At 53.7% G+C, this 12,321-nt stretch carries 10 protein-coding genes and 1 pseudogene; 2 read left to right on the forward strand and 9 right to left on the reverse strand.

The genetic code is table 11. From position 1 onward, the window contains the following. Window positions 1-1,114: 1,114 nt before the first annotated feature. The 5 genes and pseudogenes from OYT88_RS07510 to OYT88_RS07530 all read right to left on the reverse strand — a co-directional run bounded on the left by OYT88_RS07510 (window position 1,115) and on the right by OYT88_RS07530 (window position 5,569). On the reverse strand, window positions 1,115-2,071 hold the full coding sequence (locus tag OYT88_RS07510) for an aminopeptidase (RefSeq protein WP_274399038.1): 957 nt from the start codon (window positions 2,069-2,071) through the stop codon (window positions 1,115-1,117). A 25-nt stretch (window positions 2,072-2,096) separates the two neighbouring features. Beyond that, window positions 2,097-3,056 (reverse strand): TerB family tellurite resistance protein, encoded by a 960-nt coding sequence (locus OYT88_RS07515; RefSeq protein ID WP_274399039.1) that lies wholly within the window; start codon window positions 3,054-3,056, stop codon window positions 2,097-2,099. A 112-nt stretch (window positions 3,057-3,168) separates the two neighbouring features. Then, window positions 3,169-4,542: pseudogene (locus OYT88_RS07520) on the reverse strand (MFS transporter). Then, entirely contained in the window at window positions 4,539-5,102 is a 564-nt protein-coding gene (locus tag OYT88_RS07525; protein ID WP_274399040.1) for an isochorismatase family protein, read from the reverse strand. Before OYT88_RS07525 ends, OYT88_RS07520 begins: the two are co-directional and overlap by 4 nt. A gap of 14 nt (window positions 5,103-5,116) precedes the next feature. After that, window positions 5,117-5,569 (reverse strand): MarR family winged helix-turn-helix transcriptional regulator, encoded by a 453-nt coding sequence (locus tag OYT88_RS07530; protein WP_274399041.1) that lies wholly within the window; start codon window positions 5,567-5,569, stop codon window positions 5,117-5,119. Between OYT88_RS07530 and OYT88_RS07535 the strand changes: the two genes are divergently transcribed. Continuing rightward, window positions 5,568-5,882, forward strand: coding sequence for a hypothetical protein (locus tag OYT88_RS07535; RefSeq protein ID WP_274399043.1), 315 nt, complete (start codon window positions 5,568-5,570; stop codon window positions 5,880-5,882). The two genes, OYT88_RS07530 and OYT88_RS07535, sit on opposite strands and share 2 nt — an antisense overlap. A gap of 39 nt (window positions 5,883-5,921) precedes the next feature. On the opposite strand, the gene OYT88_RS07540 is transcribed toward OYT88_RS07535, so the two are convergent. The 3 genes from OYT88_RS07540 to OYT88_RS07550 form a co-directional block, all read right to left on the reverse strand. Then, window positions 5,922-6,932 carry an ABC transporter substrate-binding protein gene (locus OYT88_RS07540; RefSeq protein WP_274399045.1) on the reverse strand — a complete coding sequence of 337 codons (1,011 nt, stop codon included), beginning with the start codon at window positions 6,930-6,932 and terminating at the stop codon, window positions 5,922-5,924. Window positions 6,933-6,950: 18 nt separating this feature from the next. Then, window positions 6,951-7,724 (reverse strand): ABC transporter permease, encoded by a 774-nt coding sequence (locus OYT88_RS07545; protein WP_274399204.1) that lies wholly within the window; start codon window positions 7,722-7,724, stop codon window positions 6,951-6,953. A gap of 117 nt (window positions 7,725-7,841) precedes the next feature. Continuing rightward, window positions 7,842-8,612 (reverse strand): ABC transporter ATP-binding protein, encoded by a 771-nt coding sequence (locus tag OYT88_RS07550; protein ID WP_274399047.1) that lies wholly within the window; start codon window positions 8,610-8,612, stop codon window positions 7,842-7,844. 884 nt (window positions 8,613-9,496) lie between these two features. Here OYT88_RS07550 and pepT point away from each other — a divergent pair. Continuing rightward, entirely contained in the window at window positions 9,497-10,732 is a 1,236-nt protein-coding gene (gene pepT / locus OYT88_RS07555; protein ID WP_274399049.1) for a peptidase T, read from the forward strand. An 89-nt stretch (window positions 10,733-10,821) separates the two neighbouring features. Here pepT and OYT88_RS07560 read toward each other — a convergent pair whose 3' ends face one another. Further along, window positions 10,822-12,267: an MFS transporter gene (locus OYT88_RS07560; RefSeq protein WP_274399051.1), complete on the reverse strand. Its 1,446-nt coding sequence runs from the start codon at window positions 12,265-12,267 to the stop codon at window positions 10,822-10,824. Window positions 12,268-12,321: the final 54 nt, after the last annotated feature.

Consider the following 12,321-nt stretch of genomic DNA (forward strand, 5'->3'; position numbering starts at 1 on the left):
GTACGTTGACCGATAAAGTTACTGCGCCGACCGATAAACCGGGTATGTTGACCGATACACATCCCGAAACGGGGCTGTTTAACGTTTCGGTGCGAGTTCAGCTGCATTCGGTGCGACTCTAGCTCGATCCGGTGCAAGTTTTCAGGATTTTGGTGCGACTTTGACCTGATTCGGTGCGGCCGCTCAAATTCGGTGCGACTCTAGCTCGATTCGGTGCGAGTTTTCAGGATTTTGGTGCGACTTCAGACCGATTCGGTGCATCCGCTCAAGTTCGGTGCGACTCTAGCTCGATCCGGTGCAAGTTTTCAGGATTTCGGTGCGACTTCAGACCGATTCGGTGCATCCGCTCAAGTTCGGTGCGACTCTAGCTCGGTTCGGTGCGAGTTTTCAGGATTTTGGTGCGACTCTGACCTGATTCGGTGCGTCCGCTCAAGTTCGGTGCAACTCCAGCCTGGTTCGGTGCGACCGCTCAAATTCGGTGCGACTCTAGCTCGATCCGGTGCGAGTTTTCAGGATTTCGGTGCGACTTTGACCTGATTCGGTGCGTCCGCTCAAGTTCGGTGCGACTCTAGCTCGATCCGGTGCGAGTTTTCAGGATTTTGGTGCGACTTTGGCCCGATTCGGTGCATCCGCTCAAGTTCGGTGCAAGTTTTCAGGATTTCGGTGCGACTTCAGACCGATTCGGTGCGGCCGCTCTCAAGTTCGGTGCGGCTCTAGCTCAATCCGGTGCGAGTTTTCAGGATTTTGGTGCGACTTCAGACCGATTCGGTGCGTCCGCTCAAGTTCGGTGCGACTCTAGCTCGATCCGGTGCAAGTTTTCAGGATTTCGGTGCAACTCCAGCCTGGTTCGGTGCATCCGCTCAAGTTCGGTGCGGCTCTAGCTCAATCCGGTGCGAGTTTTCAGGATTTTGGTGCGACTTTGACCCGATTCGGTGCGACTCTAGCTCGGTTCGGTGCGAGTTTTCAGGATTTTGGTGCGACTTCAGACCGATTCGGTGCGTCCGCTCAAGTTCGGTGCGACTCCAGCCTGGTTCGGTGCGACTCCGAAATTTTGGTGCTGGTCACGCCCGGCCGAGAAACAGACAACGGAGTCGCTCCCGGCCGGATACTCCGTTTATCTTTTCGGTGCCGTTCCCGACATGCGTCCGTTTTTCATCACTTGGCAGCCATCGATTTTCACATCCGGATCTTTGAACACGCAGTCGATGTGCACGCCGGCCTCAATCGTTCCTCCGAATGTCAGGTTGCTGCCGAATGCAATGTGCACCGTTCCGTATACCTTCTCGTCTTCAAGCACATTGCCGGTAATCCGTGCGCTGCGGTTTGTACCGATGCCGAATTCGGCGACCGAGCGGCCGAGATCTGCTCCCAATAGTTCAAGAAGCCGTCCGGCACCCTCGCCTTCCGCTTCGACCAGACGGCCGTCCTTTACTGTCAAAAGAAGAGACGACTTCAATTTGCCGACGCCGACGACCGATCCGTCGACAAGTATCCTGCCTGACGCCGTCCCTTCAACCGGCGCTATGAACGCTTCTCCCGACGGCAGATTGCCCGATTCGCCGGAGTGGATATAGACACCTGTACTCGGCACGCCCTTCCGTCCTTCGATAGAAAAAGCGAGGCGCTGCCCTCCCTTTTCGATGAGCACCCGGCGGCCGCGGTCGAGCAGCCCGGTGATCCGTTCCGTCAGCGCCTTTACCTCCGAATAATCGGCAGTAATCGCACCCTGCAGAAACATATCTTCCGTTATTCCCGGCATGGTCGCCAGCCGCGTGCCCGCTTCAACCGCCCTTTTGCGCGCCCGGGTGTGCGTCAGCGAGAATTCGGTGATCAGGACGGCGGCGTCCGCTTCAATCAGGGCCGCGGCAACTGCCCGCGGCGGCTCTTCACCGGACCTTTGCCGTTCTTTCATAACAATCAGCAGCGTTTCCGCGCCGATTGCCTGCCCGGCCCGGTACAGCGCTTCAGCCAGTCTTTTTTTCGCATCATCCGTCACGATCAGAAACGTTTCGCCCGCCTTCAGATCCAGGCTGTTCTTTAAGATTTTCCGGCATACATCGCTTAATTCCATACGATCATCCCTCTGAATTATTCGGTCAGCCGCGTGCGGCCATAATAGTTTCGAAAGCACGCTTGATCTCCGTCACCTTGACATTGGCCTGCCGGATACTCTCCTCCGAAGCCCCGCGGCCGACCAGCCGGTCCGGATGATTTTCTTTGATCCGCTGCCGGTACTGCTTTTTTATCGTTTCATCGGAATCGTGCTCGCTGCAGCCGAGCAGCCGGTAGCATGCCGCCAGGTCGCCGCCTTTTTCCTGCGTGTTTTCATAAAAACGGGCCTTGAGCGAGGCATATGCCGCACCCAGGCCGAAGAGATCCGCCGTCCGGGCGATCATTGCCTCCTCCCCGGCGTTCAGCGATCCGTCGGCAGAGGCAATGGCCAAAAGCGCAACCAGCGTATCCTCAAGGATGTCCCGGCGGCCGCCGACAGAAGCATACAGGTTTTCGGCAATCTCTTCAAAAGTCTCATCCGAATAACGCGACATGTTAAAAACAGACATAATCCGGCTGAGCTGCTCTTCGTTCGGCTGAAACGCCTGCCGAACAATACGATCCACCTGCCGGACTTCATTTTCTGTGACGACGCCGTCTCTTTTGGCCAGTTTGGCAAAAAGCTTGACGATCCATTCAATCTGCGGAAGCACCTGATCCTCTCTGATCCTGTAAGTACGGCCGTCCGCGCTGTATGTGAATGTTCTGCCGCAGTCCGGGCAGGCCCAGCTTCCCGGAATATCGTCAATGACGACCCGGCTCCCGCAGTAGGGGCACGTCGCCTCAACCTGTCTCCGCCAGTTCAGGGCATCTCCGGAAGATGGGCCCGCCCGGAAAATCCGGCTCATCCTGATCCTTCTGCCTGGCATAAACAGAATGACGATCGGAGCGAGCCAATAGAAAACGACGCCGACAAAAAACCAGACGATCGGGTTGCGTCCCTTCGCCGACGCAATCATCGCGGTTATAAATCCCGTCAGGATTCTTAGAAAAATTCCTCCCAAAAGAAATCAGGCTCCCCTTCATAAATTCGCCGTTCCCGCAGCTTCCATTATAGCTATAGTTTTCGCCGTTTCCGATGCAGTCGTGACGCAAAAATTACGGATCGGATAAGTTTTATCGGGCTGAAAGGCGGGCTTTCTTCCCGAAAAAATTCAGGCTGATAAATAAAGCGGAACCGCTGACGGCGACCAGAACCCAGGCAAGCAAAAATAAGTGCTGCGGTGTCACCGTCTTTCCGAAAATCATCCCAAGGACAACCGTAGATAAAATGGATCCGACATAACGGCAGGTCTGGAACAAGCCGGTGGACGTTCCCGCCGCTTCGCGCGGCGCCGCGTCAAGCATCGCCGCCTGCAGGGATACATTGCCGATCCCGTAGCCGGCCCCCATTATCAGCAGGATCCCGCCGATCAGCCAGAAGGGAATATTTACGGCCGAAAACAGCAGAAGAGCCGATCCGCCTACCGTCGCAGCCGCTCCGGCAATGATCGGCGCCGCTGTCCCGGAATGGTCGATCCAGCGTCCGGTCAGAAGCGAAAAGAGGACGCTGGCCACCGACATAAACAGCATAAGCGCGCCGCTGAGCCGCAGGCCGAGATGGAGCGCATCCTGAAAATAGCTGGGCAGGCCGTAAAACAGGCAATAATTAATGATATTCAGTAAAATGAACAGCACATAAACAAGGGTCAGCGCATGATTTTTCTTCATCAGGCGCAGATCGACGAAAGGCCGGGCGGTTTTCCATTCACGGCGGGCAAAAAGGACGAAACAAAACAGACCGACAGCCGCTGCCGTGTAGTGCACGGCTTCTTCGAGCGACAGCAGAAACCAGAGCAGACAGACAATGCCGGCGGAAAAAAGACAGATTCCCGGAATATCAAGACGATGCAGAACCTCTTTGATCCGAACGGCTCCATCTCGCACATCTTTGGGAATGACCAGAATGCCGAGGACAAAGCTGATCAGAATAAACGGGAAATTGACGGTGAAAATCGTCTGCCAACCGCCCCAGACAATCAGAAATCCGCCGACTGTCGGCCCGAAAGCCGTCATCACCGAAGCAAAAATGGCCAGAATGGCAAGCGAGGATGCCTGCTTGGAGTGGTCCACATGGCTGCGGATGATGGCGACGCCGGACGGATAGACGGCGCTGCTGCCGAGTGCCTACAAAATCCGCATCAGAACAAGGAAGAGAAAAGTCGGTGCCAGAGGGGCGCCCAGCGAGGCAGCGGCGGCAATCAATAACCCGATCAGAAACATCTTCCTGCGGCCGACAAGATCCCCCAGCTTCCCCGTTATCGGCTGGCCGACCGCGCTGGCCAGATAAAATCCGGACACAAGCCAGGAAACGGCGGCAAACGACAGCCGATAATTATCCTGAATGCTGCGAAGCGCCAGCGAGATCATCGACGAATTGAGCGGATTCAGTATTGTTCCGGCTGCAATGGCCGTCAGAAAAACCGGGCGGCTTTTTTTCCAGCCGCTCATTCATCCGCCTGCTTGATAAAGCCGTCCGTCGAACGAACTCTCCCGATATAGGGAAAAATAAATTGTATGGAGGCCCTGTGCTCTTCTTCGCTGTGCGCCGTCATTGCATCCCCGATAAAAAATTGATGGTAGCCGTAATGAAAAGCCTCGCGGGCCGTGCCCTCCACACCGCGGTTAGTTGAGATCCCGCCGAACACGATGGTATCGATGCCCCTCCGCCTCAGCTGAAGATCCAGATCCGTACCGAAAAAAGCGCCCCACTGCCTTTTGGTCAGGCGATAGTCCTGATTGCCAATATCGAGACGCGGATCGAGAACCGCCCAGTCATCTGCTCTTTCACCGGCCGGAAACGGCCGATCGGTCAGGGGCTTCAGCACATCTTTTCCGTCATGAAAATCAACGTTGACAAAGACAATGAATCCTCCCCGCCTATGAAACAGATCCACCAGTTTCGCTGCATTTTCAACGACCCGGTCTCCTCCGGGCACGCCGACGATGCCCTTCTGCAGATCGATCAGAACCAGCGCCGTTTTCGCAAAGTCGATTGTCTCCTTTACCATACAGAACTCCCCTTTTATTTGAGTCGTTTTCTTCGTTCGATTTTTCTGTTCAGTCCCGCCAGATGATCGGCAAACACGGTCCGCTCTTCCTCGCTCCAGTCGTCGAGCAGGCCCTGATAAATCCGGATACGTTCTTCTTTCAGCGCGGAGACCGCATGCCTTCCCGCCTCGGTAATCGAGATCTGATGAACACGTCCGTCATGGTCCTCTATTTTCCGGGCAATCAGCGCTTTGTTTTCCAGCGCTTTGATCTGGCGGCTCATCGTCGACAAATCCAGCTGAAACAGGTCCGCCAGTCCGCGAACCGACATCGGGCTCTTTTTCAGCAGTACATTCAGAATCAGGTATCCGGAACGGAACAGACTGTTCTCCCGGCCGTCCATCGTTTTTTTAAAATCCGCCCGACGGAGCAGCACGACCACTTCATACTCGATCACTTCAAGCGGATCGGTGCCGGATCGCGTCATGATAAAAATCGCCTCGTTCCTGACCAAGTTTCCTGTAAATAAAGTGTATTATACAGCGATAAACTTGTATGATGCAACCTTTTTGTTTCGCAGGCATGACAGCAATTCCGTGATGACAGCCACGCGGCAGGAAGCTTATCGGGGCCCGGGGACGGCGCATGAAGGGATTCACCGTACGGATGCCGGGAAAATTCAGGGCACAGGGCTGTTCGAACAGAATCAGGCAAATTTTCTGCAGCCGGGCGGCATGTCCGCGATCTCTGTAAAAAAAAAGAATGGACACCGGCTCCCGGCTCCCGTCTTCTCTTTATAGCCCCCTCCGGATCCGGTCATTTACACTCTTTTTTCTGCTTCATTTCGAGGCATTTTTGACGAATGACATGTCGACCAGTTTGTTGAAGTCATAGCCTTTTGTGTACACGCCTGTTTTGGCGACAACGTCCAGCGGTTTGGCCACGGCGGCCGGAGAGATCGTTCCGTCTTTGCTCCACAGTTGATCTTTGTATGCACGGTCCAGCGCCGCTTTCAGGCTCGCCTCGGACGTTGTCGGAAATTCCTTTTTCAGTATTTTCAAGGCCTCGTTCTTATTTTCATTGATCAGTTTGAGCCCTTTAAGCATCGCATTGACAAACTTCTGTACGGTCTGCGGTTCTTTTTTTATCGTCGATTGTTTCACACTGATCACAGAATATGCGTAATCGCCGAGGCTCGGGAAGCCGTAAAACGGTTCGCTCCAGGCACCCTTCTTAATCCCTTCGGTGATCTGCGGCTCCGCCCCGTTGGCAATATCGGCCTGGCCCTGCGATACGAGCGAAACGGCGGCGGCCGCATCGCCCTGTTCTTCCAGTTTGACGTCTTTTTCCGGATTAAGTCCGAGTTTTATCAGCAGCCAGCGGGTCAGCAGGTCCGGACTGCCGCCGTACCGGCCGGCGGCAATTGTTTTTCCTTTTAAAAATGCGGCGAGCCCTTTATCGCTGCGGTCCTTCAGCTGCAGTTTAGAGTTTGCCATCAGGTACACATTGGCCCGGTCGACAACGTTGACGACGGATACGATCGGGTCTTTGCTTTTCCCCGCGTTGGCGATCTGAGTGGAATCCGGTCCGCCGATCACGCCCCAGGCATCGCCGCTGACGACGGTGGTGACATGCGCTCCGCCCGTTGCCGTAATGGTACTGACATTCAGGCCTTCCTGCTTGAAATAGCCTTTATCAATGGCCGCATAAAGAGGCAGATAGGCAATCAGATGAACCGGTTCGGCTATGACGATCTTCTCCGCTGTTTTTGAACCCCCTGCCGCTCCGCAGCCCGACAGGAGCAGAGCGGACACCATCAACAGGCTCAGCGCCCACTTTAATTTTTTCATGCTGACCCTTACCTCCGTTCATGACTTTGTTTTTCTTTCTCGCATAAGCAGGTGCTCCAGCCAGACGGCTCCAAGATACATCACAATCGACAGGACGGACAGCGAAACGACGCCGACCCATACAAGGTCCATATTCAGCACCTGCCCTGCGTAAAGGATCATCCGGCCGATCCCCTGTCTTGAACTGATGAATTCACCGACGATCGTTCCCGCCAGCGCCAAAGAAATATTGATTTTAAGAATGCCGACCATCCACGGCATCGACGCCGGGATAACCAGTTTTATAAACACATGGCGCCTTTTTGCCCCCAGTGAAATCAGCATTCTCTCAAGATCGCGGTCGATATTTTTCACTCCGCTGTAGGCCGCAATCGCCGCAACGACTACAGTCATCAGAAAAGCAAGGACAACTTTGGAACCGAATCCGATGCCGAACATAATCACGAGCACCGGCCCGAGAGCGAGTTTCGGCACCGCATTAAGGGCGATCAGATACGGTTCGGCGATCTTCGTATACAGCCCGGACCACCAGAACGACAGGCCGAGAGCGCTCCCGGCCAGAGTGCCGAGAATGAAGCCGGCAAGCGTCGAGCCGGATGTGTACGCGAGATCCTGCAGCAGCGTGCCTTCTGTAATCGCCGTCCAGGCCGTCCGGACAATGGTTGAGGGGCTGCTCCAATAATAACTGTCCAGCCATCCGATTCGCGTCAGAAATTCCCATAAAAAGACAATCAGGACGCCTGCAATCAACTGTCCGGCAAGCGCTCGGTGCCGGAGCCTTGCCGCGTCCAAGCTCTGATCTTCAATCAGCGGACCGCGGCTGTTTTTCTTCCTGTTCCCCACTGACGACCCGCCTCCGTTCTTCTTTTTTATCCAATGTTTTTTTAAAACTGCCGCTCCGGCACTTAGTCAGGCCGACGGTTCGCGTTCTTCCTTCAGCATCAGTAAAAGCTCTCGTTTCAGCTGCAGGAATCGCTCATCCGTCATCGTCCGCTCATCGCGGGGACGCGGCAGTCCGACTTCTATTTTGGCTTTAATTCGGCCGGGGCGGCGTGTAAAGACGTAGATTTCATCAGAAAGATAGATGGCTTCGTCAATGTCGTGCGTCACAAAAAGGATCGTTTTCCGGAAATCGTTCCAGATCTGAAGCAGCCAGTTCTGCATCTGCAGCCGCGTCTGGGCGTCCAGAGCGCCGAACGGTTCATCGAGCAGAATAACATTCATGTCCTGCAGCAGCGTCCGGATCAGGCCGGCCCGCTGCCGCATTCCCCCGGACAGTGCATCGGGACGGTCATATTCAAATCCGGCCAGACCGTATTTCCGCAGCAGCGGCAGCGCCCGTTCACGCGCCTTTTTCTTTGATATCCCGTGGATTTCGAGCCCGATAATGACATTATCAAGAATGGTCCGCCACGGAAGCAGAAGATCTTTTTGAAGCATGTATCCGACGTGCCCGCTCTCGCGGACAATATTCTCTCCGTCTAGGAGCACCTGTCCGGCGGACGGCCCGGTCAGTCCGGAAATAATATTGAAAAGCGTCGTTTTACCGCAGCCGCTCGGGCCGATGATGCTGACAAATCTGCCGCTTCCGATCTGCATGTCGGCCTCTTTCAGCGCACAGAACAGTTCGCCGTTCTTTTTGTAGTATTTACTGCAGTGCACCACTTCCAGTTCACTCATATCGCGCCCCCTTTCTCTTGAAAAATGGAAAAGCAGCGTGCCGCAGCCGGCATCGGTGAAAATAATTGGGCCTCAATATGATATATGCAATGGGCGAATGCCGTGACACTCAAAGAGGGTAAATAAACCGGATTCATCATCGGATACGGGTGCCCGGTTCACAGCGGCCGATCATGAGCTGGCGAAAGGATAGATGAAAAATTGGTCCGATCCATCGGGAACCGGACTCTTTAATCCATATTGATTTTCACGAGAAATACCGTCGTAACAGGATAATCTCTAATAGAATCGGGGGACTGAGAGTGAAAGCGATCGAAAGGGAAAAAGATATCATTCTGCCAGTAGAAAATCTGACCACGGATGGCGGGAACGGACCGTCCCTGAGGGGGCAGTGATCCTGATGTGTGCAGCGGCCGGATCTTCGGCACCGCACCGATTAGGCATCCGTCCTCCATCCGCAGCGAAACGTTAAAAGCTTTTATCATCCGGCTGCTTCTCTTCGTTTATCCGGTTTTATCCGCTGCATTTCCGATTATTTACAAATGGCCGATCCTTTCCGATCCGTCGGTTTTTTTTTAACCGCATGCTGTCCGGCGTATTCTGCTATAAAGTGATCGATAGGGGAGCGCTCCCTTTTTCCATATCGTTGTTTGAGACTGTCCGGGAGGAAGGCCATATGCTGACACTGCCGCACATCGGCTCACTGCTTCCCGAATACGCCTCGGACTCTGTGCTCTGGTCCTGCCAGATTTTTTTTACCCGGCAGAGACATCCCTTCTGTCCGGCTGAAACTATGACCGGCAGCAGCTCCTCTTTCTTGTGATGTGTTGCCCGGCTTCTGTCGTGGTAAGATAAATTCAGATGCTGAAAAGGAGATGGCTTTTTTGAGGGAAGATATAATCAGACGTTTTATCTCTTACGTAAAAGTAAACACACAATCAAACGACAACAATCCCGGCTGCCCGTCGACCCCGGGCCAGCTGACGCTGCTGAACCGGCTCGTTGACGAGCTGAAAACGATCGGCATGGCCGAGGCGGCGATTGATGCGAATGGCTACGTGATGGCGACGCTGCCGGCCAATACGGATAAAGATGTGCCGACAGTCGGTTTCATGTCCCATGCCGACACGGCCACCGATTTTACAGGCAACGGCGTCAATCCGCAGTTTGTCGAACATTACGACGGCGGAGACATCGTTCTGAACAAAGAACGGAAAGTTGTGCTCAGTCCGAAAGCGTTTCCCGAATTGGAAAAATATATCGGGCACACCCTGATCACGACCGACGGAACAACGCTGCTCGGCGCCGATGATAAATCCGGCATTGCCGAGATTATGACAGCCATGGATTACCTGCTCCACCATCCTGAAATCAAACACGGCAAGGTGCGTGTCGCTTTTACTCCTGACGAAGAAATCGGCCGGGGGCCGCATAAATTCGACGTTGCAGTATTCGGCGCAAACCTCGCCTACACGGTCGACGGCGGCGCGCTCGGCGGGCTTGAATATGAAAATTTCAATGCCGCGGAAGCAAAGCTTACTTTCAAAGGAAGCAACGTCCATCCGGGTTCCGCCAAGGGAAAGATGATCAATTCGATCAAAATCGCCATTGATTTTCAGAACCGGATGCCCGAAAACGAAGCACCGGAACTGACCGACGGCTATGAAGGATTCTATCACCTGCTTTCATTTGCCGGCGATGTTGAACAAACGAAGCTCGTGTACATCATCCGCGACTTCGACAAAGCCGAATTCGCCGCAAAGAAAGCATTCGTCCGGGATACGGCTCGAAAGCTTGAGAAGGAGTACGGAATCGGCAGCGTGATTCTCGAACTGAAAGACCAGTATTACAACATGAAAGAAAAAGTGGAACAAAACAAGGAAGTGGTCGACGTCGCCTACCAGGCGATGAAGAACCTCGGTATTGAACCGCAGGTGCTGCCGATCCGCGGCGGTACGGACGGCGCTCAGATTTCTTACATGGGCCTGCCGACGCCGAATCTGTTCACCGGCGGCGAGAACTTTCACGGAAAATTCGAGTATATCTCCGTCGATAACATGGTCAAAGCCGCTCAGACCATCGTGGAGATCGCCAGACTCTTTGCCGCACAGGCAAAATAAATTCCTTTTAGGAAAACAAAGCATCCCCGAAACCGTTTATCCGGCGGTTCCGGGGATGCTTGTCTCAGCGGAGAAACATTTACGTAGATTCAGGTTGACCTTTTTTCATCGCGGTCGGCGTAGTCCTCGTATTTTTTGCAAATCGTTTTCCCACGGTTGTTCAGAACCTTTTTCACATGCTTAATATCGCTGACATTGTACTTCGCCATGACCAGGTAGCAGATCGCCGAAGGAAGCAGCGGCAGTTCAAGAAGGCTCATGGTCAAGACGTAGTCGCCCGGATGCTGCAGATAGACGGAGACAAAAGCGAGTATGCCGCTCATGCCCAGATTGCCGAAGGTACGTCCCAGACTGTTGGCCAGATTGGCAATGCTGAAAACGGTCCCGCGATGTTCCGGAAGATTGACATCCGTAATCAGCGCCAGCCAGTTCGGCGTATTGGCGGACTGGGCGGCCGATGCGAACAGGGCGATGACAAAAAGGGCCAGTATCCATGGATTCGTGAGCATCTGCTCAATCAGGCTGAAAAACAGCGTGACCGAATTTACTGTCTTAGGAAGTGATAATTGATTAATGGGAAAAATAAATAATAGGATATAGAGGGGCATGGTCGCAAACACAAAAGCCGCCGTAATCAGGGCGCGCGCTTTGTAGCTTCTGCGCTGCAAAACATCTCCGAGATAACCGAACAGGGAAGTCAGTGTCCCGCCGATCTGAAAAATGCCATACAGAAAAGACGCGACAATAATGGCAATCTTGCTTCCATAGCCCAGCGCCTCTAACTTGGCTATGTAAAGCGTCGGAAGCCAGATGAGGCTTCCCGTCGAAATATTCATGAAGAAGCCCTGCAGAAACAGGAGCAGATTGCTTTTCTTTCCCAGCATCATCCTTATCTGACCCGGGGTGATCCGGTAATTATAACTTTGTCCCTCTTTAATCAGCGCTCGAAGTTCCGGCTCGGTATTCCCGATCTTCGGTTCTTCTACAAAGAAGTAAAAGATAATCAGAACCAGGCCGAGCATGCTGAGCACTTCGAACGGCATGCGCCAGTCCGACAGTGTCGAGATGATCGATGCAATCAGGGCGCCGGCAATACCCCCGAATCCCTGTGACATGCCCCAGAGGCTGAGAATCATGCCCCTGGACCGGTAAGGAACATAGTCGGTCAGCGCACTGAAACCGATCGAGGCTACACAGCCGAGCCCGATTCCGGTCACGATCTGGAAAGCCAGCAGCAGAATATAGGAAGAGCTCAGCGACGTCAGGTAGACGCCGGCTACCCAGATCAGCGTTCCGACAATAATCAATTTTTTTCTATTGTATTTTCCGGACAGATAACCCCAGAACAGGGAAGAAAGCGACGTTGCAAGAATATTAATCGCCGAAACGACGCCCATCGCCGAAACCGCGACACCAAGGTCATGAGAAATGTTGGAAAACAGAGGGGGGAACAGCCCGATAACGATGTTATCAAACGCTGCCAGGCTGACATAGACACAAATGGCGTAAATTGTTTTGAATTTCTGAAATGACATGGAATGCCTGTCTCCTTAAGGTTTGGTGTTGCACAGCCTCTAACTTTTTGCTAG

Origin of the sequence: Sporolactobacillus sp. CQH2019 (genome assembly GCF_028765345.1) — a bacterium.
In the GTDB taxonomy this organism is placed as follows: Bacteria; Bacillota; Bacilli; order Bacillales; family Sporolactobacillaceae; genus Sporolactobacillus.

Coding starts and splice junctions, on each gene's coding strand:
- OYT88_RS07510 (WP_274399038.1), bottom strand. CDS start 2,071: ATGGAATTAAGCGATGTATGCCGGAAAATCTTAAAGAACAGCCTGGAT.
- OYT88_RS07525 (WP_274399040.1), bottom strand. CDS start 5,102: ATGGTAAAGGAGACAATCGACTTTGCGAAAACGGCGCTGGTTCTGATC.
- OYT88_RS07535 (WP_274399043.1), top strand. CDS start 5,568: ATGATAAAAATCGCCTCGTTCCTGACCAAGTTTCCTGTAAATAAAGTG.
- OYT88_RS07530 (WP_274399041.1), bottom strand. CDS start 5,569: ATGACGCGATCCGGCACCGATCCGCTTGAAGTGATCGAGTATGAAGTG.
- OYT88_RS07540 (WP_274399045.1), bottom strand. CDS start 6,932: ATGAAAAAATTAAAGTGGGCGCTGAGCCTGTTGATGGTGTCCGCTCTG.
- OYT88_RS07550 (WP_274399047.1), bottom strand. CDS start 8,612: ATGAGTGAACTGGAAGTGGTGCACTGCAGTAAATACTACAAAAAGAAC.
- OYT88_RS07560 (WP_274399051.1), bottom strand. CDS start 12,267: ATGTCATTTCAGAAATTCAAAACAATTTACGCCATTTGTGTCTATGTC.